Below are 26148 nucleotides of genomic sequence, written 5' to 3' on the forward strand. Positions count from 1 at the left end.
TTGGAGAGGGTTAGGGTGAGGATAAAATATGAACGAACAGATTACAGATCCGAAATTTGAATTTCTAAAGGGCGACAAAGTGCTTTGGATGGTCATTATTGTGATCTCTATTATCTCTATTTTCCCTGTTTATTCTGCGAGTTCAAACCTGGAATATATTGTAAATAACGGTACCACCACAAGTCACCTTGTGAAACACATGTTTTTCGTTTTGCTGGGTTTGGGCATGATGAGGATGGTAGGGATGGTAAAATACGAGCACATCGGAAAAATAAGCATGGCATTATTGATTTTAATGTGCGGATTATTGGTTTTAACCATGTTTACAGGGCAAACGATTGACGGAGCAAGCGCTTCGCGATGGCTCAAGATTCCCGGGACGCCTTTCTCATTTCAGCCGTCGTCTTTCGCATTTTTAATGTTGATTATTTATCTGTGCAGATATCTAACCAAGAAAATTGCAAGAGAAAGAACGGTAGGTGAAAATGTAGGGTTTATTTTTGGGCCTATTCTGCTCGTTTTTTTGCTGGTTGCCAAAGATAACGGATCCACAGCACTGATGATTCTCATGGTTTCGGTCATTGTCTTGATTATCGGACAGCTCCACTGGAAATACATCGCAGGGTTTATCTCCACATCTGTGGTAGCAATTGTTTTATTTCTGATAATTGCCTTAAACACAAATATGATTGGCGGAAACCGTGTGCATACCTGGATGAGCCGTATTGAAACATTTACGTCAAGCAAAGCAAAAACCGCAGATGTAGATGACGAAAGCGTAAAAGCTAAAAACTATCAGGTAATGCAGGCAAAAGCCGCAATTGTGCACGGTGGTTTTACAGGTATGGGGCCGGGAAAATCTGCTTTGAAACAGATGCTTCCCCAGTCTGCGTCAGATTTTATTTTTGCCATTATTGTTGAAGAATACGGACTGCTGGGTGCAGGATTTTTAATTTCACTTTATATCATTATGATTGTAAGAATTGTAATGATTGCCAGCAAAATGCCCGCATTTTTCGGATCGTTGCTGGTGCTGAGCATCGGAGTGATGATTTTTGTGCAGTTGGCTGTGAATATTGCAGTTGCAGTCAATTTAATACCTGTCACCGGTCAGCCATTGCCGCTGATCAGCTACGGAGGAACTTCAATGTTGGTAACTTATATTCAGTTAGGACTGGTTTTAAGTGTAAGTTCCAGAATTCAGATTTATGATGAGGAAGGTATTGGCAAAAAACAGAGTGTTGCAGAAATTAATGATATAGCTTAATCCCCTAAATCCCCATAGGGGACTTTTAAAAAGATAAAAAAATATTGTGGAAGCAAAAATGAACATAGAATCAAACATCGCTCATCCCTTCGGGGGAAAGGGGGATTTTCGCGTTCTCATGAGTGGCGGCGGTACAGGAGGACATATCTTCCCGGCAATTGCTATTGCAGACGAAATCAAGAAAAGATTTCCTAATGCAGAATTTTTGTTCATCGGTGCCAACGGGAAGATGGAAATGGAAAAAGTTCCGCAGGCTGGCTACAAAATACTGGGTTTAAACATTGCCGGTTTCGACAGAGGAAATCTGCTCAAAAATATAGGATTGCCTTTCAAGCTTATTTCAAGTTTGATTAAAGCTAAAAAAATTATTAAAGAATTCAAACCTGATTTTGCGGTAGGAACAGGTGGTTTTGCAAGCGGGCCAGCTTTGTTTATGGCTGCGAAAATGGGAATTCCAACTTTCATACAGGAGCAGAATTCTTTTCCGGGGAAAACCAATACGGCAAACAGTAAGAAAGCGAAAGCAATATTTACAGCTTATCCGGGTATGGAGAAATTTTTTCACGGAACGAAAACTTTGTTTCTTGGAAATCCGGTTCGCCAAAATGTAATTTCAGACTTAACGGACTCTGAAACTGCAAAGGAAAAATTAGGTTTAGACAAAAATAAATTAACGATTCTTTCAGTAGGTGGTTCTCAGGGTTCACGAACTTTAAACAACGGCTGGAAAGATAATTTAGAAAACCTTAAAGAAAAAGGCTATCAGTTGATTTGGCAAACTGGGAAATTGGACTTTGCGGAGATAACTTCCAGCATCCAGCCTCCAGCTTCCATCCAAATTAAGGAGTTTATTTCCGATATGGCAACAGCCTATTCTGCCGCAGACGTAATCGTTTCCAGAGCAGGAGCAATTGCGATTTCAGAACTGGCGATGGCAAAAAAACCGGTGATTTTGGTTCCCTTACCAACTGCCGCAGAAGATCATCAGACCAAAAATGCGATGAATCTGGTTGAAAAAAACGCAGCAAGAATTGTAAAAGATTCAGAAATGAAAGAAAAATTCTGGAAAACTCTTTCAGAAATCTGCGAAAACGAAAATGTAAGAAAAGAAATGTCAGACAATCTGAAATATTTTGCCAAACCCAATGCGGCAAAAGAGATTGTGGATGAAATTTTTAAAATAATTAAGTAAAGAGATAAGGATGTCATGAGAAGAGATTTCAATTTCAAATCTCAAACTTCAAATCTCAAATTTAAAATAAAATGAACAATTTAGAAACATATCAGAATTTTTACTTCGTTGGAATCGGAGGTATTGGGATGAGTGCATTGGCGCGCTACTTCCATGCTTCGGGTAAGAATGTTTTGGGCTATGATAAAACCAACACAAAACTCACTCAGCAACTGATGAGCGAAGGAATTGATATTGTTTTTGAAGATGTTATTGATGATAAAATCACGTCACTTCAGAAAAAAAATACTTTGGTCATCTACACTCCCGCAATCAAAAAACTGGGGATTTTAGATTATTTTAATGAAAATGATTTTAACGTAAAAAAGAGAGCAAAAGTTTTAGGCCTAATTACCGAAAACACAGACTGCATCGCTGTTGCGGGAACACACGGAAAGACTACAACATCAACTTTGGTTTCGCATTTGTGCAAAGAAGCAGATTTGTCTTTCTCCTGTTTCTTAGGTGGAATTTCAGAGAATTTTAAATCAAATTTCCTGTTCAATGGAACAGAATTTTCTGTGGTAGAAGCCGACGAATACGACAGAAGTTTCCTCAACCTATCTCCGGATTGGGCAGTAATTACCTCTACAGATGCTGATCATCTGGATATTTACGGAGATAAAAATACGATTGAAGAAGGCTTCAGACAGTTTGCAGCTTTGGTTCCTGAAGACAAGCAGCTTTTTGTAAGAAAAGGAATTGAAATCGGAAGAGCGCATAAAACCTACGCCGTCAACGAAGTAGCTGATTATTACTCAGATAACCTCAGAATGGATTATGATAAAATCTATTTCGATTTTCATGCACCAGCAAATGATCGTCACTCTGAGCTCGTCGAAGAGTTCGTTTGGGACGTTCCGGGAATTCACAATGTAGAAAATGCAACGGTTGCGATTGCCATTCTGCACAATTTAGGAGTTGATTTTGAAACTTTAAAGAAAGCAATTGCCAATTTTAAAGGAATTAAAAGAAGATATACCAAGCATATTTTTCAGAGTGGTAAAATTTATATTGATGATTATGCGCACCATCCTACAGAGATCAATGCGGTGGTGGGTTCGATTAAAACTTTTTATCCAGATAAAAAGCTTTTGGTTGTTTTCCAGCCACACTTGTTCAGCAGAACGAGAGATTTTGCAGATGGATTTGCTGAGAGTTTAAGCAATTCTGAAGAACTTATTTTACTGGATATTTATCCCGCAAGAGAACTTCAGGAGAACTTTGAAGGAGTTACTTCAGATTGGCTTTTAGAAAAAGTGATTTTGGATAAAAAAGAAATTTCAGGTTTATCTGAAGCATTTAATAAGATAAAAGAAAAGAAGTTTGACATCTTACTCACTGTCGGTGCGGGAAATATAGATACGTTGTACGACCCGATTTGTGAATGGTTGAGTAGAAATTAAAATAAAAACAGTATGAAAGTCCCCTTTGGGGATTTAGGGGATTATGAAAAACAAATACAGAATTTTAAAAATTGCCGTCACAGTGATCATTCTTGGCTTCCTGCTGAGTTTCTCTTTGAAGAAATTCAGTGGTCAGAAGATTACTGATGAGAAAATTTCTGTAAAAATGAATGAGAAAACTCCGGTGTATTTTATTGACGAAAAAGATATCAAGCAGATTGTCATCAGGGAAAATCCTTCCGGCAAAGTGGGAGATTTAAATATTCCGGAGCTGGAAAAGAAGATCAATGCACTTCCGGCGGTAGACAGCGCCAATGTGTATTTGAATTTAAACGGAAAACTGCATCTGGATATCAAACAGAGAGTTCCGGTTTTCAGATTGAATAATGAAGGAAAAGATTTTTATGTAGACGAAAAAGGCAACGAGTTTCCGATTTCAAAAACCTATTCGCATCCGTGCATGCTTGTGACAGGAAATATTAAAAAAGATGAATACGAAAAGGTAGCTGAGCTTGTAAATAAAATTGATAAAGACGATTTCAGCAAAAAATATTTCATCGGAATTTCGAAACATAAAGACAGTTACTACCTGCTCACGAGTGAAGGGAATTACAAAGTGGAGATTGGCGATTTAGACCACATCGACTTTAAAGTGAAAGGTTTTAAAACTTTTGTAGAAAAATATCTCATATATCAGGATTCGCAGAAGTACAGTATGGTTTCGGTGAAGTATGACAATCAGATTGTAACCACTTTAAATCCTTACTTTGAAGAAAACGACAGTATTCTGAAAGCAGGTCATAAAGAATTAGCTAAAACACCAATCGCAGCCATAACTGCTAAAAAAGAGGTTACAAAAACAAAACCGGCAGAGAAAAAAACAGTTTCAGCAAAGCCAAAGGAAACGGCAAAGCCTAAATCACTTTCAAAACCGAAAGAGAAAAAGAAGACCCCGGAAAAGAAAACGGTTACAAAACCAAAAACTAAAACAAAGGTAAAAATAGAATAAAGAGAAGGTTTTTCCTTCTGAATTTAATTAAGTAATAAAATCAAATCGATATAACACAATGGAAAATCAAGAGTATTCAGTAGGTCTTGACATTGGGACAACAAAAATTGTCGCCATTGTAGGACGCAGGAATGCCCACGGGAAAATAGAAATTCTCGGCGTTGGGAAGGCCAAAAGTCTTGGTGTACACAAAGGGATTGTGAATAATATTTCACAAACCATTAATTCAATCAAAGCAGCTGTGGCAGAAGCACAGTCAAGCGCGGGAGTGCCTATCCGTAAAGTAACGGTGGGGATTGCGGGTAAACATATCCGTTCGCTTCAGCATTCAGATTATATTATGCGTGAACATCCAGACAAATTCATCACAGATGATGATATTGAAGCATTAAAAGATCAGGTAAAAAAACTGGTCATGCTTCCGGGAGAAGAAATTATCCACGTACTTCCTCAGGAGTACAAAGTAGATTCTGAAGGAGAAATTCAGGAGCCAATCGGGATGCACGGAAGCCGTCTTGAAGCCAAATTCCACGTTGTTGTTGGGCAAATGGGAAGCATCAGAAACATCGCAAGATGCGTTCGTGAGGCAGGCCTTGAAATGGAAGCGCTTACTTTGGAGCCTTTGGCATCTTCGGAGGCAGTTTTAACGAAAGAAGAAAAAGAAGCGGGTGTAGCCATTGTTGATATCGGTGGCGGAACTACAGATATTGCGATCTTCAAAGACAGCATTATCCGTCATACCTGCGTGATTCCTTACGGTGGCGGAATTATCACCGAAGACATCAAAGAAGGATGTTCAATTATTGAAAAACATGCAGAGCAACTGAAGGTAAAATTCGGTTCTGCAGTGCCTGAGCTTGAAAAAGACAGCACGTATGTAACAATTCCAGGACTTCACGGTAGACCGGATAAAGAAATTTCTCTTAAAACTTTAGCACAGATCATCAATGCAAGAGTTGAAGAGATTCTGGATTTAGTTAACACTGAGTTAAAAGCTTACGGCGCTTTCGACCAAAAGAAGAAATTAATCGCTGGAATCGTGCTTACGGGTGGTGGGTCAAACCTGAAACATCTTCGTCAGCTGGCCAATTATACCACAGGTTTTGACAGCAGAATTGGTTTTGCAAATGAATATGTAGCAAACGATAAAAATCAGTATCTTAAGGGACCGGAATTTGCAACCTCAATCGGGTTACTGATGGAAAGTTTAAAGATCAGAGATAAAAAATCCAATCTTCCCGAAGAGGAAATTTCAACCGAAGAACCTAAAGCAAAAGTGCAGAACGATACTGTCTCAGCTGCTGATAACGAAGCGAATATTGCTCATGTACAGCCAGAGCAGCCAACATATCTGCCGCCCTCCGAAATAGAACAGCCATCTGCAAAGAGACTGGCTAAGCCAACTTTCGGACAGTCTTTAATGGAAAAGGTAAAAAAATTCTTCGAAGAAGTAGAATAAAAAAATATAAATGATGAATGATAATCGGTCAGTGATTGTCAGCTATCAATAATCATTAATCAATTATCAATTATAAAAAAATATACTTATGGAAAATATAGGAACGCAGGGGTTTTCATTTGATTTGCCAAAAGGAAATTCTTCAATTATAAAAGTAATCGGTGTAGGTGGCGGCGGTAACAATGCCCTGAAGCACATGTACGAAAAAGGAATTCACGGGGTAGATTTCGTGATTTGCAATACAGATGCCCAGACTTTGGATAATAATCCTGTTGCCAACAAAGTTCAGTTGGGAACCACGATTACAGAAGGTCTTGGCGCCGGAGCAGATCCTGAAGTGGGAGAAAAATCTGCTATCGAAAGCATTGAAGACATCAAAGCAGCAATGGGGCAGAATACAAAAATGGTCTTCATCACTGCCGGAATGGGTGGTGGTACCGGAACCGGTGCTGCGCCTGTCATTGCAAAAGTGGCAAAAGACATGGGAATTCTTACTGTAGGAATCGTTACCGTGCCTTTCAGCTTTGAAGGTAAAAGAAGATTGGATCAGGCTGAATTGGGTCTTGAAAAATTAAGAAATAATGTTGATTCATTAATCGTCATCAACAATGATAAATTAAGACAGCAGTTCGGAAATTTAGGTTTCAAACAAGGTTTCTCAAAAGCCGATGAAGTGTTGACCAACGCTGCGAAAGGTATGGCAGAGGTTATTACCGGATATTTTGATGTAAACATTGACTTTAGAGATGCTAAATCTGTACTTCAGAATTCCGGTACAGCATTGATGTCTACTGGTATGGCTTCCGGCGAAAACAAAGCTGAAGAAGCCGTTAGAAAGGCATTAGATTCTCCATTATTGAATGACAACAAAATTACAGGCGCAAGAAATGTACTGTTGCTGATCAGAAGCGGTGTGGAAGAAGCTACGATGGACGAAATCGGGATCATCATGGATTACATCCAGAAAGAAGCCGGTCACACGGCAGATATTATTTTCGGAGTGGGAGCAGACGAAGAATTGGGCGATGCAGTGAGCGTCTTGGTAATCGCTACCGGTTTTTCTAATGACAACAAAAAGTTTTCCGGGCCTACAGAAAAAATCAGAATTGGTTTAAATGATGCTTTGGAAAATCCTAAAGCTTCGCCTTTTAAAACTAAAGAAGAAAGAGAAACACCCGCTGAAAATTCTTACGATTTCGGAGGTAAAAATCTTTTCAGATTAGATGATGAAGAGCAGGATTTACCGCAATTCAAATTGCTGTCTTCTGAAAAAAAAATGATTATTGAGGAGGAAGAAATTGAAACTGCAATCAAATTCTCTGACAGACAGGAAGATACGGAAGATAACTTCACACACACCTGGAAAAATGAAGAACCTGCACGTGATGAAAGCGTAAATCTTTTCACTTTCGAAGAAGATTCAAATGATTTGGAAACCCAGTCTTTCTCTTTTGATTTTGAAAACAAAAAAGAAGAGCCTAAACAGGATAGTTTCACAAATAGTTTTTCTCAGGAAAAACCTGTAGAATTTAATTTTACTGTAAATGAGCCCGTTTCTGAGCCTAAATATGATTTCGGACAGCCAAAAAATGAAGTGGAGACTTCTGCGGTCATCGAGAAAAGAGTGGAGGAAACCACCCATAAATTGGAAACTTTCTATCAGACAGCTGCTGAGCCAAAAACTGAAAGCCAGGCTGTGTTTGAGCAGAGAACCGAAGTAGAAACTACCATTCACGCAGAATCTGAGTTTTCTTTCATAAACAAACCTGCAGATCAGGAAAAAGTACTGGAAAGAAGAAACAAGCTGAAAGAATTCAATTCACGTTATCAGAGTTATGAAAAGCAGGATGATTTTGAAACAGTTCCGGCTTTTAAAAGAAAAAATATCTCAATCGACGGGAGCAATGCTTCAGACCAAAACATCCACAGTTTTATGTCTGAAAGCAACGAAGGTTCTGTACAGATCAGAGAAAACAGATTTTTAAATAAAGACGTAGATTAAATTGCGGTTAGCATTTGGCTTCTGGCGAATGGCACAAAACGTCAAATCTATAAGCCAATAGCTAACTGCTAATAGCTAAAAACATAAACTATGAGTTTAGAACTTACCATCAGCGAAGCGATAAAAGATGCTATGAGAGCGAAAGACCGAGTAGCTTTGGATTCTCTGAGAGCTGTAAAATCACAGATATTATTATTAAAAACCGAAGCTTTGGGTGCCGAAGTTTCTCCTGAGCAGGAAATTGCTATTCTTCAGAGAATGGTGAAGCAGCGTAAGGATTCTTATGACCAGTTCATGGCTCAGGGAAGAAACGATCTTGCAGAAGTGGAAGATGCTCAGATGAAAGTAATTGAGCAGTATTTGCCAAAACAGCTATCTGCCGATGAACTGGAAGCTGAAATAAAAGCCATCATCGCCGAAACAGGTGCCGAATCTGTGAAAGATTTAGGAAAAGTAATGGGAACAGCCTCAAAAAAACTCGCCGGAAAATCCGACGGAAAAAGTATTTCCGAAATGGCGAAGAAGCTGCTTTCGTAAGAGTTTCGGGTTTCGGGTTTGGAGTTTCGGGTTAAATCACGCAAACTTTATCCCGTAACGAGCATCTCGAACCTACACACGGATATTTAACCTTTGCATATCGATTTGATTAAAGAAGCCCGGAAATTTATTTTCGGGCTTCATTTTTTTTTGAAACTAAAATTCAAATGTAATAGTTAGAGGGAAGTTTATTATTTGAAATATAGTTTACGTGAATAAATAATCCTCAAGAATCAATTTTCTTTCATGTAAAATCGGTTTTAGAATCTGCTCAAATTTAACAAAAATTTATGAATAAACAAATTATTGTGAATATTTCTCAATATCGCTTTTCTAAAATCTGTAAATAGTTTTTATAAATCAATTAAAAAAGATAATTATTGTAAATTTGTGTCGAATTTAAAAATGAATTAAAATATGTATCCAACAGATTTAGTAATGCCGATGAAGGCAGAACTTACAGATAAAGGCTTTGAAAATTTAGACACACCGGAGGCGGTGGAAACTGCTTTGAAGCAATCAGGAACTACACTTTTGGTGATCAATTCTGTTTGTGGGTGTGCAGCGGGTGCAGCGAGACCGGGAGTTGTTTACTCTATCACTGGAGATAAAAAACCTGATCATTTAACAACAGTTTTCGCAGGCTACGACGTTGATGCTGTAGCTGAGGCTAGAAAACATCTGGCACCATTCCCTCCAAGCTCACCTTGCGTGGCACTTTTCAAAGACGGAGAATTGGTACACATGCTTGAAAGACACCACATCGAAGGAAATCCTGCGGGAGCCATCGCTGCCAATCTTCAGGCTGCTTACGACGAGTATTGTTAGTAATATTTTTTTTTAATAATCTCAAGACCGCCGTACTTTTTGTGCTGCGGTTTTTTTATAACTAAAAATTTCCCGCCATTCAATATTTGTTGTAATGGCAACGAAAGCACTTTTCAATACGGTTGTCAATCGGAGCCAGATACAGATTTTCATCAATCATCCATTAGATATCCAGAAACAGATTCTCATTTCGCAGCTTTTTATACAGAAGAAACGGATCAATAAAAAGTGAAGCTTCAAAATGATTTTTGAGCTGTCAGAATTTTAAAAATAGAGTTCCTGTGGTTTGTTACGAAGTTTTTGGCTATTTTTGAACTATGAATCTTGATCAGGTAAAACAGCCATTCACAGAACAGTTTCCGGGAGACTTCTCAGGAAATACAATGCAGCGACAGACACCAAAAATGCTTTTCGCTACCGTTGAACCGTCAGGTTTTGAAAATCCAAAGCTGATTCTGTTTAACCAAAAACTATCTTATGAAATCGGTCTCGGAGAATTTAATGAAAAATCTGATCTAAATTTTCTGGTCGGAACAGATTTGCCTCAAAATATAAAAACATACGCCACCGCTTACGCCGGACATCAATTCGGAAACTGGGCAGGGCAACTCGGGGACGGGCGCGCCATTTTGGCAGGTGAGATTACAAATGAACAAGGTCAAAAAAATGAAATCCAATGGAAAGGTGCGGGAGCGACGCCCTATTCAAGACACGCTGACGGAAGAGCTGTTTTGAGATCGTCCGTCCGGGAATATCTGATGAGTGAAGCTATGTTCCATTTGAAAGTTCCCACAACGAGAGCTTTAAGTTTGGCGTTATCGGGAGAAAATGTAGTCCGCGACATTATGTACAGCGGAAATCCTCAATATGAAAAAGGCGCAGTGGTCATCAGAACGGCTGAAAGCTTTTTGAGATTCGGGCATTTTGAACTTCTTGCGGCTCAAAAAGAAACGGATACTTTAAGAAAACTGCTTGATTTCACCATTGAAAATTATTTTACTGAAATAAAATCTGAAGGCGTACAGAAATATCAGGATTTTTTCACAACGGTTTGTACTAAAACAGCAGATTTGATGGTTGAATGGTACCGTGTAGGATTTGTACACGGTGTGATGAATACAGATAATATGTCGGTTTTAGGTTTAAGCATCGACTTTGGCCCATATTCAATGCTTGATGAATACGATTTGAATTTCACACCAAATACCACAGATTTGCCAGGAAGAAGATATGTGTTTGGAAAGCAGGGACAGATTGCACAGTGGAATCTCTGGCAACTCGCCAATTCACTCTTTCAGGTGATTCAAGATGAAAAATTTTTAGAGAAAACATTAAACGAATTTGGAACTTACTTCTGGACAAAACACGATGAAATGTTGTGCAGAAAATTCGGTTTTGAAAAACTGATTTCCGGTGATGATGACTTCTTTTCGGCTTGGCAAAGCTTGATGCAGGAACTTTCGTTAGATTACACGCTGTTTTTTAACCATATTGAAAGTTATTCCAGCCAGAAAATAAATACTGACCAGTTTCAAAAAATCTCTTACGGATCAAATAATGAAGAAAACATTGAAGAATTTAACGTTTTTTTATCTGAATACAAAGAAAGGTTGTCAAAAAACTCATTTTCTGCCGAAGAATCAAAAAAACTGATGAAGGAAAGCAATCCAAAATTCATCCTGCGAAATTACCTTTTATATCAGTGCATTGAGGAGCTTGAGGAAGGGAAAAGAGATTTGCTTGAAAAACTGGTTACCGCACTGGAAAATCCCTACGAAGAAAAGTTTCCTGAATTTTCTGTTAAACGTCCGGATGGTTTTGAAGGTGTCGCAGGCTGTTCGATGCTTTCGTGCAGTTCATAATTCAAATTTAAACATCCAAGACTTCGTTAAAGACTTTTGTAAATCCTATTTTTGCAGAAAATTATACTGAATGTCTATTAAATCAAAACTCATTCACTTTTTTAAAATGATTTTTCCTTCCACTTTTATGGAATTGGGAATTTTCATTTTTTTTCTCGCCGCTTACGGGATATTTGGAACTTTTTTAGCGCAGCATTACAAAATCGTCTTCGACAGCAGAATTCCGTGGGATGCGTATTTCAGTTTTGATAACAAAGCGATTGTGATGACGGGTGGAAGCTTTGAACGACATCCGCTTTCATGGTATTTCTTCAACTGGATCAGAGAATTTATTTTCCTTTTCACCAAAGGAAAAATGGGAATGGAATTCAGGCTTTTCCTGGTTTGGATCAGTAATTTCATCGTGAGTTTAAGCATCGTTCAGGTTTATAAATATTTAAAAAACATTGTTCAGACACCGCTTGTGGTCAATTTGCTTCTTGTTTTATTTTTCAGCCTTTTTTCGACCTGCATTCTTTTATCATTCACTCCTGAAACATATACTTACACATTGCTTTTGCTCACTGCATTCAATTATTATTCAGCCGTAAAACTCAAAAGAGACGGAAAAATCTCAGGACTTTCTTTGGTCTTGGGATCTGCAGTAGTGGGAGGTTTAACGGTGACAAACATTGTTAAAATTTTCATCCCTGTTTTATTTGAAAAAGACCTTTTTAACAACTGGAAAAAATTCGGATTTGCCGCGTTGAGAGTTGGGATTTCATGTGTGATTTTTATTTTGCTGTATTTAAACAGAATCAATTTTAAGTATGAAAATATTCTTTCAAAATCTGGTGAGCAGTATGAAAAGTTCTCGAATGTAAATTCCACTCCGGTTTGGGATATGATCTATTCTTACTTTTTTGGCGGAAACATTCTTTTCCCAAGCTTTTTTATCAGAGAAAAACACAATATGAAGGGTTTTTATTACAAAGCCCTGTTTATGGATGTTTACACTTCTGTTGTTCCGTATATTTTCATTGGATTATTACTTCTTTTAATATTTTGGAGCTATTTCAGAAATTTCAAAAACAAACTAGTACAGATTCTGATGATTTCTTTTGCGGTAGATATCCTGATTCACTGCATTTGCAGATTCGGATTGCACACTTCTTACATTTACGGTGGGCACTTTGTTTTTATCTATCCAATGCTTTTGGGATGGTTGTTTTTCGCATATAAAAATCAACCGAAAATGCTTTCATTTTTAGCAAGTTCCCTTATCATAATGATCATTTATTTAGGCTTCAATAATTTCTACCGGATGACAGAATTTTTCGATTTTGTAAACCGATATTATTAAAAAAAAACGTCTGCAATTTTACACTGGAGGCGTTTGTATTTTTGAGTAAAATTTTTCCTATTTGGCTTCAGAACAGAATATTCTGTACTGCACAGAAGATGCAGATTTAAAATATTCTTTCACTCTTGAAAGGTCTGCTGATGCACTTTGTTTAGAGAAATAACTTCCCGCCAAAATCTTATAATTTGGTCTTAAAGAGGCGTCGGTTTCCACCTTCAGATTAGGAAATCTTTTTCTGAAATAAGCCTTAACTTCATTGGCCTCTTCGTTAGATTTCACCGTTGTTATCAGAATTTTAAAACCTAAAATTCTTGGGTTTTTTGCACAGATTTCAGCTTTTGTAAGTTCACGGTTAGGAACGTAAATTTTGGCCGGTCTTTTCACTTCAGTTTCCGGATCTTCATAAGACTTACCGTACGAAGATTTCCCGCAACGCTCTTCCAGATTGCTTAAAGCCTCATTCACGCGGGAATCCATGGTTAAAACAAGCTCTGTTCCGGAGATTGTATCTTTCTTTACAACTTGCTGTGCATCAAGAGTGTTGATGCCGCAAATGGTAAGAATAGAAAATGTAGCAATAATTTTTTTCATTTAAAATCTTGTTTCCGCAAAGTTATAAATAATAAAAAACATAGCAAGCAAGGTTATTTAGAATAGTTACAAATTAAACTGAAATGACATTTTACCTTTTACAGCAGTCGTTAAAATCTTCTTAAAAATCATATTTTTGCGGAATTGATTACATATTCAATATTTACTAACATAAGATAATTTAAATGATTAGTTGGAGAAAGCATTATAAAAAAGGGCTGATTGCGATAGGTTTATTGCTATCAACAAGTGCTTCAATTTACGGGCAAGGCGATCCTAAAAACGGTGAAAAACTTTTTAAGGCAAACTGTACGGCATGTCATGCATTAGACAAGCAAGTTGTGGGACCTGCGCTGAAAGGTGTGGTAGACAGACTTAAAACTGAGCAGGGACTTGATACAGATTGGCTTCACAAGTGGATCAAAGACAACAAAGCACTCAGAGCTTCGGGCGATAAGTATGCGAATGAGGTTTTTGAAAAATTCAATAAGACTGAAATGCAGGTCTTTCCTAATCTTACAGATAAGGATATTGATGACATTTTAGCTTATACCACCAATCCTCCTGTTGAAGAGCCTAAGCCGACGGCCGCTGCCGGTACAGCTGCTGCTGACGGTACTTCTGCATCTGCTCCTGCAGACAAAAGCATTACCACAATCATGATTATTTCTCTTTTGGCAATTGCTGGACTTCTTGTCTGGATTTTGTTGAAGTTGAGACAGTTGGTAAAACTAGGTCAGTCTGACGAATTATCTGATTACAATCAGTCTAAAGTAAAATCTTTCAGCGAAATCTACGAAAAATACCACATGGTGGGTAAAGGACTTCTTGCAGTTCTTGCAATCCTTGCTGCTTACGGTGTCTGGAACTGGATTATGTGGATCGGGGTTTACAAAGGATATAAGCCAGAGCAACCGATTTATTTCTCTCACAAAATTCACGCTGGTGAACAGAAAATAGACTGTCAGCTTTGTCACTCAAGTGCAAAATACGGTAAGGTTTCTGAAATCCCTTCAATGAACGTTTGTATGAACTGTCACAGAACTATTTCTGAGTACAACAAAGATCATTACATGGAGCCAGGAAAAGACAAAGCATTCTACGACGGAGAAATCCAGAAAATTTATGCTGCAACCGGATGGGATCCTGCCACACAGCAATACACAGGAAAAACAACTCCTGTAGAATGGACGAGAATTCACAACATGCCGGATTTCGTTTACTTCAACCACGCACAGCACGTTGTAGCTGGTGAAAAAGCAATCATCAATTCTTTCAACAAGAAAAACCCAGATAATAAAATCGACGTTGTATGTAAAGCATGTCACGGTAAAATTGATACCATGAACGTAGTACAGATGGCTAACGACTTTACAATGGGATGGTGTATCGAGTGTCATAGAACTACAGAGATAGATATGACCAACGGTTATAATAAAGAATACTTCAAAAATCTACACGACAAGTTGAAAAAACAATATCCTCAGGATGGCGGTAAGATTACGGTAGATGCAATTGGAGGTCTTGAGTGTGGTAAATGTCATTATTAATAACTAAAAAATTAGAAGTATAAATGGCTTCAAATAAAATACAATTCAGAAGTATTCACGAACTTAAAGACCCTGCCTTAAACGGTAAGCTGGCTCTTAAAGAGTTCCAGGAAGAAATTCCGGTAGAAGATTTTCTAGACAAAGCTGAAACCAGCGATGCAAGTACTACAAGAAGAGATTTCTTAAAATTATTAGGTTTCTCTACTGCAGCAGTAACTTTGGCAGCCTGTGAAGCTCCGGTGATCAAAACAATCCCTTATGTAGTAAAGCCACACGATATTATTCCTGGGGTCCCTAATTACTACGCTTCAACTTATTTTGACGGTTTCGATTTCGCAAGTGTTTTAGTGAAAACCAGAGAGGGAAGACCGATCAAAATTGATCCAAACCCGGCAGCCGGTAATTTAGGTAAAACTAATGCCAGAGCTCAGGCAGCTGTACTTTCACTTTATGATAATGATAAAGTAAAGCAGCCAAAACTTGACGGTAAAGACGAAACTTTCGACAAAGTAGATGATTTCGTTATCAAAGGATTAAATGATGCTCAGGCGGCAGGTAAAAAAATTGTTCTTTTATCTCAGTCTTTTGCATCTCCTACATTCAAAAAATTATTTGCTGAATTTAAAGCAAAATATCCTACTGCAGAGCTGGTAACTTACGATGCCTTCCCTTACAGTGCATCTTTGGACGCTGCTCAAGAAGTATTCGGAACAAGAGCTTTACCAGTATATGATCTTACAGGTTCAGAACTGATAGTTGCTTTCCAGGCAGATTTCTTAGGAGACTTCAATGCTTCAGGGCTTGAAACCTCTTATGCTGCGGCAAGAACTCCGGGAGCAAACATGATGAGACACATCCAGGTTGAATCTAATATGTCTCTAACGGGTGCAAACGCAGATTCAAGATATAGACTTAAACCAAGTGCAGTAAACAAAACTTTGGTGGAAGTATACAACGCCATCGTGGGTGGAACTGCTCCGGCTGATAAAACTGCAGCAGAAATCGTAAAAGAACTTCAGGCTAAAGGAAGCAAAGCTGTAGTATTTGCAGACGGTTCTAAAGCGGCTCAGGTTTTAGCACACTTAATTAACCAGAAATTAGGTTCTGTTGCTTTCACTGGTAAAGCAAACTTCCTGAAAGAATTTGACAAAGCAAGATTTGAAGAATTTTTAGGATGGGTAAACGGTGGACAGGTAGGTGTCTTAATCACCAACAATGTAGACCCGGTTTATTCTTACCACAAAGGTGAGGATTTCAAAAAGTCTTTGGCAAAAGTACCTTGTATAGTTGCTGTTGCTGATAAGAAAAACGAAATGTATAAAGCAGCAAAAGCTGTAATTCCTGTGGCCAACTGGCTGGAATCTTGGGGTGATATAGAACCTCAGACAGGTGTTTATACATTAATGCAGCCAACAATCCAGAAAATTTATAAATCAAGACAGATCGAAGAATCTTTATTGGTTTGGAAGAATGGAAAAAACAATGCTGCCAATAACTATTACGATTATTTAAAGGCAAATGCAGGTTCTCTTTTAGGAGCAACTTCATTTAACAAAGCTCTTTATAACGGTTTCGTAGCTTCAAATAATGCAACAATGCTTACTTACGCTGGCGGAAACGCGGCTCAGGCCCTTGCAGAACTAGGAAACTTCAAACCTGCTGATTTAGAATTGGTATTGTACACCAAAACTGCAATGGGAGATGGAACTCAGGCAAACAACCCATGGTTGCAGGAATTACCGGATCCTATCACAAGAATGTCTTGGGATAACTATCTTACTATTTCTCCTAAGGATGCTGACAAGTTTGAGATCAAAAACGATCTTAATGCAAGAATGCAGTTAGATGGATCTTTAGTCAATCTTACCGTAAACGGAGTAAAATTAGAAAATGTTCCTGTATTTGTACAGCCGGGTCAGGCAGAAGGATCAGTAGGTCTTGCGCTTGGATACGGAAAGAAAAACTCCGGAGCAACTGCTGATACAGGAGTAAACGCTTACCCTTTATTTGACGGTTCGAACCTTGTGCTTTCAGGCGTAAAAATTGAAAAGACAGGAGAAGATCACGAGTTTGCAGGTGTTCAGCTTCAAAATACTTTAATGGGTCGTTACGAAATCGCGAAGGAAGTTCCTTTGGCAGAATTCATTAATGTACCTTTCGACGACGAGCACAAAGGATGGAATAAGCCTTTGGAATATCATACCATCAGCGGAGCACTTCCTGCAGGTAAAATTGACCTTTGGGATGCTTTCGACGATACAGACGGACCTCACTTCAACTTATCCGTTGACTTGAACTCATGTACAGGTTGTGGCGCGTGTATCATCGCATGTCAGGCAGAAAACAACGTACCTGTTGTTGGTAAAGAAGAGATTAGAATGTCAAGAGATATGTACTGGTTGAGAATTGACCGTTACTATTCTTCAAAAGACACTCTAACTGTATATGACGGTTTGGCACAGGACAAAGCAGTTCCTGAGCTTTACGGAAGCAAAATTTTAGGTATCGAAGGATCTTTAGAAAATCCTGCAGAAAATCCTGACGTAATCTTCCAGCCGGTAATGTGTCAGCACTGTAACCACGCTCCTTGTGAAACTGTTTGTCCGGTAGCGGCGACTTCACACAGTAAGCAGGGGCAGAACCACATGGCTTACAACAGATGTATTGGTACAAGATACTGTGCAAACAACTGTCCTTACAAAGTAAGACGTTTCAACTGGTTTACTTATAACTTAAATGACCGTTTTGATTTTAATCAGAATAACGATTTAGGAAGAATGGTGTTGAACCCTGATGTTGTGGTAAGAACGAGAGGGGTTATGGAGAAATGTTCATTATGTATCCAGAAAACTCAGGCAACTATCCTCAATGCTAAGAAAGAAAACAGAAAAGTTACAGATAATGAATTCCAGGATTCAGTAGCTTGTGCTGGCGCTTGTGCTACAGGATCACTGTTATTCGGAGATATGAACGATAAAGAGTCTAAAGTTAGAAAACTGTATTCTAGCAACAGAAGATATCATTTACTTGAAGAGATCGGAACAAAACCAAATGTGTTCTATCACGCTAAAGTAAGAAACAGAGTATAAAATAAAGTTTAAATAATAAATAGGTAAAAAATGTCAGGACATTACGAAGCTCCGATAAGAGAACCTCTAATTATTGGTCACAAAACTTATCACGATATCACTGAAGATATTGCAAGACCTATAGAAGAAAGAGCAGGAAAATTATGGTGGGTATCACTGTATGCAGCCTTAGTTCTATTCATCTACGGATTTGGCTGTATCGCATACACTATCGGAACAGGTATTGGATCATGGGGGCTTAACAGAACTATTAACTGGGGTTGGGATATTACCAACTTCGTATGGTGGGTAGGTATTGGTCACGCCGGTACGCTGATCTCAGCAGTATTATTATTATTTAGACAGAGATGGAGAATGTCTGTAAACAGATCTGCAGAGGCGATGACGATCTTTGCGGTTGTACAGGCAGCTTTGTTCCCGGTAATTCACATGGGTAGAGTTTGGGTAGGATACTGGGTTTTCCCTCTTCCTAACCAGTTTGGTACACTTTGGACCAATTTCAACTCACCTCTGTTCTGGGACGTATTTGCAATCTCTACTTATTTCTCAGTATCTACGGTATTCTGGTTTATAGGTTTGATTCCTGACTTTGCAATGATCAGAGACAGAGCAAAAACGCCTTGGACTAAAAAAATCTATACATTACTGTCTTTCGGATGGGGTGGAAAAGCAAAACACTGGCAGAGATTTGAAGAGGTATCTTTGGTTCTTGCAGGTTTGGCAACTCCACTTGTATTCTCAGTACACACGACGGTATCTTTTGACTTCGCAACTTCAGTTATTAAAGGATGGCACTCTACGATCTATCCTCCTTACTTTGTTGCGGGTGCTATCTTCTCAGGATTTGCAATGGTACAGACGCTTTTGTTAATCGCAAGAAAAGTATGTCACCTTGAAGACTACATCACAATGTATCATATCGAAATTATGAACATCGTAATCGTATTGACAGGTGGTATGGTAACTGTAGCTTATGCAACTGAATATTTCATCGGATGGTATTCTGGTTCAAGATATGAAGACTTTACTTATCTTTCTCCGGGTGCTGCAGTAGGACCTTACTGGTGGGCATTCTGGGCATTGATTATCTGTAACCTTGTTGTTCCTGCATTATTCTGGTTCAAGAGAGTGAGAACAAACATTATTGCTACATTTATTATTGCTTTAATTATCAACATCGGTATGTGGTTTGAGCGTTTTGACATCATTGTAATCAACCTTTCGAGAGATTACCTTCCAGGATCTTGGACGATGTTTAAACCAACCATCATTGACGTTGGAGTATATTTGGGAACAATCGGATTCTTCTCTGTATTATTCTTACTATATGCTAGAACATTCCCTGTAATTGCACAGGCTGAATTGAAGAGTATCTTAAAAATTTCAGGTGAAACCTATAAAGTAAAAGAAGGAGATGAGCACCACTAAAATTGTATACGGACTTTATGCTGATGACGACGATTTAATGAACGGCGTTAAAGCATTCAACGATAAAGGGATCTCTATAAACGAAGTTTATACTCCTTTCCCGGTTCACGGCCTTGATAAAGCTTTAGGATTGAAGAAAACAAGAATTTCTGATGCCGCATTTATCTTCGCTCTTTATGGTGTGACCATTGGTATTACTTTATCATGGTACATTATGAACCACGACTGGCCACAGAATATTGGAGGTAAGCCGGCTTTCAGCTGGGTAAATAACTTCCCTGCTTTCATTGACCCAATGTTTGAACTGATGGTTTTCTGTACCGCTCACTTGATGTCATTAACTTTCTTTGTTAGAAACAAAATGTATCTTGGAGCTCCGGCACAGAATCCGGATCCGAGAACTACTGATGATAAATTCTTAATGGAATTTGTAACTGATGATGTAGAATCTGTAAAGCAGCTTCTTATTGAAACCGGTGTAGAAGAGATAACTGTAAAAGATGCGTAAGATGAAGAATAATATTTTAAAAATTACAGCCTTTTTAGGTCTTTCAGCAGTATTGTTTACTTCTTGCGGACCAAAAGAAAATACACCTTTGGTATATTTCCCGGATATGTATTTTCCTGTAGCTTATGACCCCTTGATGAAAGCTCAGGATGCATATTCAGATCATGAAAATGAAATTCCTGCTTTTGTAAGAAACAACGGCGCTACAGGTCTTGGCCCGGTAGAAGGTTCAGTGGCTCAGAATAAAGACGGCGTTTTTGCCGAAGATAAACTTCCAAAAAATCCTGAACAGTACAACGCTGGTTATGATGCTGCTAAAACAGTGACCACATCTCCTTTAAATCCTGCGAATGCTGATAAAGATATTGAAAGAGGTAAATTCTTGTTTGAACGTACGTGTTCTGCATGTCACGGTATTGGTGGAGACGGGCAGGGGCCAATTGTTCAGAGCGGCGCTTATTCGGGTGTGCCAAATTATGCAGACAGAGAAATCACTGTAGGATCTGTGCATTATGTATTAACAAACGGTAGAAATGCCATGGGTTCTTATGCCGGACAGCTTAGCGCTGGCGACAGATGGAGAGTGGCAATGTATGTGATGAATGCTTTCAAAAAAGGAGCACCGGCACCTGCAGCAGCTCCCGCGGCTACTCCAGCTGCACCGGCAGCAGCAGCGACTACTCAATCTACTGAAACTAAAAAATAAGAAAAGAAATGTATAGTTTTTCACCAAAATTAAAATCAACTTCTCTCATACTTCTTGTTGTAGGTTTGGTTCTTTTCATAGCCGGTTATTTTTTGAATAGCGGTTTATCTACTGAAAAAATTCAGCACATGATGCATGAAGTACACTCTTCAGGTCATGATGCGCCTACACACTCAAGTGAGATGATAGGCTCTCAAGATGAAGATTCTCATCTAAAGCATGCAACAATGCAGATTCACAATTCACCATTGGCATCTATCCATTTTGTAGCTGTATTTTTCTTCGGAATCAGTGCTGCAGTATTGTTTTTCTATTGTATTCAGCACGCAGCTCATGCAGGATGGCCAATTATCATCACAAGAGTAATGGAAGCTATCGCTTCATACATTCCTTACGGTGGAGCAATATTAATTATCATCATGATTCTTAATATTACACATCAGGGACATTTGTTCCACTGGATGGATCCGGAATTAACAGATCCTACATCAGCACACTTTGATGTGATCCTGTTTGAAAAGAAAATTTTCCTTAATATTCCTTTCTACGCAATCAGAACATTTATCTACGTTTGTGGAGCATCATTCTTTGCCTGGAAACTGAAATCTCAGTCTAAAAAAGTAGATGATACAAAATCTTTAGTGGAGTATCAGTTCCTTTACAGATGGGCTGTTGGTTACATTGCATTCTTCGGATTTGCTTCTGCAGCATGGGCTTGGGACTGGTTGATGTCTATTGACCCTCACTGGTATTCTACAATGTACATCTGGTATTCAATGGTAAGCTGTCTTTCAAGTGGTGTAGCGGTTATTATTTTATTAAGTGTTTATCTTAAGAAAAATGGTTTCCTTCCACAGTTTAATGACAATCACTTACACGATTTAGGAGTTTTCCTATTCGCTACAAGTTTACTTTGGACGTATACTTGGTTTGCACAGTTTATGTTGTACTGGTACGCAAACATTCCGGAAGAGGTAAATTATTTCTTCGGAAGATTCCAGCACTATTCACCTACTTTCTTACCGATGTTGGTATTCAACTTCCTTTTACCTTTATTGGTATTGGTAAGCAGCAGCATCAAGAGAAATTACAAAGTGGTAACTATTATGGCTTGTATCGTAATCTTCGGTCACCTTTTAGATTACTTCAACATGGTAATGCCGGGAACAGTGGGTCCTTTCTGGAAGACACCTGAACTGCTTTTATTAGTAGCCGGAGCGGTATTATTTGTAGTTGGATTATTTATGTTTACAGTGCTTTCAGCATTATCTAAACTGAAACTGATTCCTACAGGTAACCCTTATCTACACGAATCTGAAATTTACGAATATCCTTTCTAAGGTTTCGTTACAGAATATATTTAAAAAGACTGGTCTTCGGATCAGTCTTTTTTTGCTTTTTTGGATGAAGATTGCAGGTTATCTGTCACTCAGATTTAAAAATTATTTGTGTTTTCCTGGCAGAAAATAAATTTTCCGTAACAAAAGGTAAATGGAGAGCACTTATCAAATAATTCTAAACTCAAGACAACTATTCCGGATTTTCTTCGTCTTTATTGTAAATATTTAAACCCAATAAACTATGAATTTCAAAATTAAAACTTCCTTTCTGCTGCTTTTTGTACTGAATTTTTTCTTTGCACAAACTATCACTTTCGTTTCTGAGAGAAGCGGGCAACCACTTACCAAAGTTTCTGTTTTCGGCAAAGACGGAAATATTTTAGGATTCTCGGATATTGATGGTAAAATCGATCGATCTGCCTTAAAGCCGGAGCAGGAAAAATTTAAAATTATTCATGAAAATTTGGTACTTGCAGAGCTCTCTTATGCAGAAATCAATAAAGATATTGTAAAACTGAATGATAAAGTAAGAGAAATAGAAGCTGTTGTAATTAAGAAATCAAAACCAGCGAAATATCTTTTCATTAGAGGAAATTTTAATAGCTATGTTGTGGTTAATAATAAATTAAATTGTTACGTAGATGGTGTTGCTACTTATATTTTTGATAACAAGACTAAAAAAGTTAAGAGTACTAATATTGAGCAGTATCGTATTTTTTGGTTAGAAAGTGCCGAGAACGAATTTAGAAAAATGGGTTCGTGGGATTATAGCTCTTCTTTAGAACTTCCAAAATTAAAAGATGTTGGTAATATTTATGATTATAAATCTAAAAAGGCTAAAATAAAGGAACTGAAAAGCGCTGCAAAAGATCAAATGGAAATAACAGGTGAAGCACTTCAGAACAAAGAATTTAGCATTTTGGGTATTCGTCTGTTTGATATTAAGACAATTCTGAATGTTTCTTACGAGAAAGATTCTAAAAAGACATTAAGGGACTTTATTGAGAGTAATGAAATAGGTTTTATGAAGCTAAAACATAAAACAGAAGAAAATTATAATCAAGTTGTTGTTTATAGAAACTTTAATGCAGCAGAAATTGATTTCAGTAATTCAAAGGATGTCCCTAAAGTGAAATATGACAAAACCAAAAGCAATTACGCCACAAAATACTGGGAAGACCCATCTTTCCCAAATATGCAGACCGTGTTCAGTTCTTTTTTTAAAGATGATCTGAAAGAAAAACAAAACGTAAAATAAAAAAACAATACATATAAAAGGTTTTATTAAATTTGCAACAAACCACTGTTTTATAAAACTGCTGTGACTTGGAAATACAGACACCAATAAAATACAGCGATTGCATAACTTGTCCCGATTATTAGGGATAGCCAAAAAAAATAAATACCTACGTATGAAAAAGGTTAGATTCTTTTTACTTATTGCCGGTCTTGCACTGTTTACAGCCTGTAAGAAAGACCACGTAGACGCAAGTTCCACACAGTCTTTGCAGTCGAGCATTAATGATATGACCTCGAGTCTGAATACGCTTCAGCAAGTCAAATTCAATGAGGCTTTATATGTACTGAAAACTTTCGGTGTAGAAGCCGATGGCGATATCAACGAACTCAAAGCTTTAGGCAAACTGATTGACGGGAAAAAAGTTCCGGAAATTCTGGCACTTGCCGATCAGGTAGCCCAGAAAAACAGCATGGATTGGTCAAGCACCGCTCCGCCATCACTTGGTAATCTGGAAATTTTCGGAGATTTGAATGCAAAAGAGGTAGATTCTAACGATGTGCGTGCAGCATCTGTCAATCTTATCACAAAATATTCGGGAGATACAGGCAGCGGGCCTACTGCAGTACAGATTATCCCAAGATTAACAGACGCTTCGGGAAATCCTGTTTCTTTCAGTGGTGCAACTTTGGAGGCTACTTTAGAGGTTTTCAACAATGGTGTAAAATTATCCACAGCAAAAAATATAATGCTGGATAATAATTTTAAAGGGTTTTATCTGAAATTTTCATCGCTTTCGGCGGAGAGAGTAACAGATGGTAAAATTGATATCACAGTTTCTGTAAAAACGTCAGCAAAAACTTTGAAAATGACAAAGATTGGTTTAGACGTCAATCCATCTGCATTAAGAATGCCTGCACCGCCAATAGTAGATTCTACGCAAATTACAGAACCTACTTTCCCGGATGCAACAACACCTGCAGGAACACCAACAGATCCGGCTGCAACTGTGCCAACAGCTCCAAAATCGCCATCTGCAGATCCGAAAGCTACAGTAAGCAAATTTCTGAATAACGTAAGTTCTCAAAACTTAAAGGCAGCTTTTGACGCTTCAAGCAACCCAAGCTGGGGAAGCTACGATTCATTTTCTGATGCAACTTCCGGTTTCGGAGCAGTGAAAAATGTTTCAGTGAAAAATATCAGCACCAATGCATCAACACCGAATTCAGCAAGCGTAAACGCAACCTACGATGTTACCGATAAAAGCGGAAAAACAACAGCATTAAAAGTAACATTCGGACTTAAAAACGTAAATGGAGACTGGAAAATTTCAAGCTATAAAATCAATCCTTAGCGGGTTCCGGCAGAAGGCTTTTGGTTTAAAAAAAGAACATTAACAGGTTATTAAAATTAAAAATCAATAATACTCGTAAAGTATTTTGTAAATCATTCAGAAACAATTAAATTTGCAGTTCAATTTTTTAAGAATTTATGGCAAAATTGGGAAAGAATGCTCCAAACGAGCAGGAAGGTAAAGAAACAGTGGAATTTTTTAAAGACCTCGACAGAGAAGCTTTAAACACAGAAAGATTCCTTGAAAAATATGCAAAACCTTTAGGTATTGCCTTTGGTGTAATCGTTTTGGGAGTTTTAGGGTTTTTCGGATACCAGCAGTTTGTGGTGGCTCCAAAAAATGCTGAAGCAGTAAAAACCTATCTTACAGCACAGAAAAACCTTGTAGAAGGCAAAGAAAAAGAAGCATTAGGCGGAAAATCTGCAGCTAATCCAGGGTTTTTAGGAACTTTTAATGAGTATTCTTCTACCAAAGTGGGTAAACTCGCTGGTTACAATGCGGCTCTTTTAAAATTCAAAGAAGGAAAATTTCAGGAAGCTTACGATCTGATGGATAAATTTTCTTCAGACAACAAAACTTTAGAGGCAATGAAATATGGTGTAATGGCAGATGCTCAGTCTGGTCTTAACAAAAACACTGAAGCTTTGAGTCTTTTAGACAAAGCGGTTTCTGCATCGGATGATCCTTACACAACATATTATTTTACAAGAAAAGCAGGTATTTTGGCTTTAGGTTTAAAGAAAAATGCAGAAGCTAAAAAATATTTTACTACAATTGACGAAAAATATCAGGATTACGACAACGGAATGTCTGATTCTTACATTGAAATGTCTAAATATTTAAACTAAAAACATGGCAACAGTTAATCTTTCAGATTACAAGCCACTTCATATATCCAATGCCGAAGATTTTTCTATCGGCATTGTTTTTTCTGAGTGGAATGACTTTGTAACCTACAATCTCCGTGATGCAGCACTTGAAATTCTTGAGAAAGAGGGTGTAAAAAAAGAAAACATCAGACTTTTTTCGGTTCCGGGAGCTTTTGAATTAAATTATGCGAGCATGCAACTTTGCAAAGAACGCAAGTTTGATGCGGTAATTTCTATAGGATGCGTTATCCGTGGGGAAACGCCACATTTTGATTTTGTGTGTGACGCCGTAGCTCAGGGAATTAAAGACTGTAATATTTTAACCGATACACCAACTATTTTCTGCGTTCTTACAGACGACACCAAAGAACAGTCAATCGCAAGAAGTGGTGGCGACCTTGGAAATAAAGGCGTTGAAGCGGCGGTAACGGCTTTAAGAATGATTGATTTTAAGAAAAATCTTTCAGATAAAAAAGGAAATATCGGTTTTGGAAATTAATTCCTAAATCTTTAAAAATAACAAAGGAGCTTTT

General features: G+C 38.0%; 21 protein-coding genes. 20 read left to right on the forward strand and 1 reads right to left on the reverse strand.

Annotated elements, in window-relative coordinates; all coding sequences use genetic code 11:
- The first annotated feature begins 28 nt into the window (after positions 1 to 28).
- The 10 genes from ASG31_RS03135 to ASG31_RS03180 all read left to right on the forward strand — a co-directional run bounded on the left by ASG31_RS03135 (position 29) and on the right by ASG31_RS03180 (position 12943).
- The gene (locus ASG31_RS03135; RefSeq protein WP_056027783.1) at positions 29 to 1267 is read left to right on the forward strand and encodes an FtsW/RodA/SpoVE family cell cycle protein; all 1239 of its coding nucleotides are present in this window, start codon (positions 29 to 31) and stop codon (positions 1265 to 1267) included.
- 58 nt (positions 1268 to 1325) lie between these two features.
- Positions 1326 to 2459 carry an undecaprenyldiphospho-muramoylpentapeptide beta-N-acetylglucosaminyltransferase gene (gene murG / locus ASG31_RS03140; RefSeq protein ID WP_056027784.1) on the forward strand — a complete coding sequence of 378 codons (1134 nt, stop codon included), beginning with the start codon at positions 1326 to 1328 and terminating at the stop codon, positions 2457 to 2459.
- 71 nt (positions 2460 to 2530) lie between these two features.
- A complete protein-coding gene (gene murC, locus ASG31_RS03145) occupies positions 2531 to 3904 on the forward strand; it encodes a UDP-N-acetylmuramate--L-alanine ligase (protein ID WP_056027786.1) in 1374 nt (457 codons plus the stop codon).
- Between the two features lie 43 nt (positions 3905 to 3947).
- Complete coding sequence (locus ASG31_RS03150) at positions 3948 to 4913, forward strand: cell division protein FtsQ/DivIB (protein ID WP_056027788.1); 966 nt, start codon at positions 3948 to 3950, stop codon at positions 4911 to 4913.
- 58 nt (positions 4914 to 4971) lie between these two features.
- Positions 4972 to 6372 (forward strand): cell division protein FtsA, encoded by a 1401-nt coding sequence (gene ftsA, locus ASG31_RS03155; RefSeq protein ID WP_056027790.1) that lies wholly within the window; start codon positions 4972 to 4974, stop codon positions 6370 to 6372.
- Between the two features lie 88 nt (positions 6373 to 6460).
- A complete protein-coding gene (gene ftsZ / locus ASG31_RS03160; RefSeq protein WP_056027793.1) occupies positions 6461 to 8374 on the forward strand; it encodes a cell division protein FtsZ in 1914 nt (637 codons plus the stop codon).
- Between the two features lie 90 nt (positions 8375 to 8464).
- The gene (locus tag ASG31_RS03165; protein WP_056027794.1) at positions 8465 to 8911 is read left to right on the forward strand and encodes a GatB/YqeY domain-containing protein; all 447 of its coding nucleotides are present in this window, start codon (positions 8465 to 8467) and stop codon (positions 8909 to 8911) included.
- A 417-nt stretch (positions 8912 to 9328) separates the two neighbouring features.
- The gene (locus tag ASG31_RS03170) at positions 9329 to 9739 is read left to right on the forward strand and encodes a BrxA/BrxB family bacilliredoxin (RefSeq protein WP_056027796.1); all 411 of its coding nucleotides are present in this window, start codon (positions 9329 to 9331) and stop codon (positions 9737 to 9739) included.
- Positions 9740 to 10056: 317 nt separating this feature from the next.
- The gene (locus ASG31_RS03175; RefSeq protein WP_056027797.1) at positions 10057 to 11601 is read left to right on the forward strand and encodes a protein adenylyltransferase SelO; all 1545 of its coding nucleotides are present in this window, start codon (positions 10057 to 10059) and stop codon (positions 11599 to 11601) included.
- A gap of 70 nt (positions 11602 to 11671) precedes the next feature.
- On the forward strand, positions 11672 to 12943 hold the full coding sequence (locus ASG31_RS03180; protein WP_082504428.1) for a DUF6080 domain-containing protein: 1272 nt from the start codon (positions 11672 to 11674) through the stop codon (positions 12941 to 12943).
- Between the two features lie 57 nt (positions 12944 to 13000).
- Here ASG31_RS03180 and ASG31_RS03185 read toward each other — a convergent pair whose 3' ends face one another.
- Positions 13001 to 13534: a hypothetical protein gene (locus ASG31_RS03185; protein WP_056027799.1), complete on the reverse strand. Its 534-nt coding sequence runs from the start codon at positions 13532 to 13534 to the stop codon at positions 13001 to 13003.
- Positions 13535 to 13719: 185 nt separating this feature from the next.
- Here ASG31_RS03185 and ASG31_RS03190 point away from each other — a divergent pair, with 185 nt between their 5' ends.
- The 10 genes from ASG31_RS03190 to ribH all read left to right on the forward strand — a co-directional run bounded on the left by ASG31_RS03190 (position 13720) and on the right by ribH (position 26114).
- The gene (locus ASG31_RS03190; RefSeq protein WP_056027801.1) at positions 13720 to 15084 is read left to right on the forward strand and encodes a c-type cytochrome; all 1365 of its coding nucleotides are present in this window, start codon (positions 13720 to 13722) and stop codon (positions 15082 to 15084) included.
- 23 nt (positions 15085 to 15107) lie between these two features.
- Positions 15108 to 18173, forward strand: a complete 3066-nt coding sequence (locus ASG31_RS03195) for a TAT-variant-translocated molybdopterin oxidoreductase (RefSeq protein ID WP_056027803.1) — start codon at positions 15108 to 15110, stop codon at positions 18171 to 18173.
- Positions 18174 to 18203: 30 nt separating this feature from the next.
- Complete coding sequence (gene nrfD, locus ASG31_RS03200; RefSeq protein WP_056027805.1) at positions 18204 to 19601, forward strand: NrfD/PsrC family molybdoenzyme membrane anchor subunit; 1398 nt, start codon at positions 18204 to 18206, stop codon at positions 19599 to 19601.
- Positions 19588 to 20109, forward strand: a complete 522-nt coding sequence (locus ASG31_RS03205) for a DUF3341 domain-containing protein (RefSeq protein ID WP_056027807.1) — start codon at positions 19588 to 19590, stop codon at positions 20107 to 20109. Before nrfD ends, ASG31_RS03205 begins: the two co-directional genes overlap by 14 nt.
- Positions 20102 to 20815, forward strand: coding sequence for a c-type cytochrome (locus tag ASG31_RS03210; protein ID WP_056027809.1), 714 nt, complete (start codon positions 20102 to 20104; stop codon positions 20813 to 20815). The genes ASG31_RS03205 and ASG31_RS03210 overlap by 8 nt, the downstream gene beginning before the upstream one ends.
- A gap of 8 nt (positions 20816 to 20823) precedes the next feature.
- Positions 20824 to 22155: a hypothetical protein gene (locus tag ASG31_RS03215; protein ID WP_056027811.1), complete on the forward strand. Its 1332-nt coding sequence runs from the start codon at positions 20824 to 20826 to the stop codon at positions 22153 to 22155.
- A gap of 241 nt (positions 22156 to 22396) precedes the next feature.
- On the forward strand, positions 22397 to 23413 hold the full coding sequence (locus ASG31_RS03220; protein ID WP_056027813.1) for a hypothetical protein: 1017 nt from the start codon (positions 22397 to 22399) through the stop codon (positions 23411 to 23413).
- A 154-nt stretch (positions 23414 to 23567) separates the two neighbouring features.
- On the forward strand, positions 23568 to 24746 hold the full coding sequence (locus ASG31_RS03225) for an NTF2-like N-terminal transpeptidase (RefSeq protein WP_056027815.1): 1179 nt from the start codon (positions 23568 to 23570) through the stop codon (positions 24744 to 24746).
- 137 nt (positions 24747 to 24883) lie between these two features.
- Entirely contained in the window at positions 24884 to 25594 is a 711-nt protein-coding gene (locus ASG31_RS03230; protein ID WP_056027817.1) for a tetratricopeptide repeat protein, read from the forward strand.
- A 4-nt stretch (positions 25595 to 25598) separates the two neighbouring features.
- Entirely contained in the window at positions 25599 to 26114 is a 516-nt protein-coding gene (ribH, locus tag ASG31_RS03235; protein WP_056027819.1) for a 6,7-dimethyl-8-ribityllumazine synthase, read from the forward strand.
- The last annotated feature ends 34 nt before the right edge of the window (positions 26115 to 26148 follow it).

The organism is Chryseobacterium sp. Leaf404, from assembly GCF_001424145.1.
GTDB lineage: Bacteria > Bacteroidota > Bacteroidia > Flavobacteriales > Weeksellaceae > Chryseobacterium.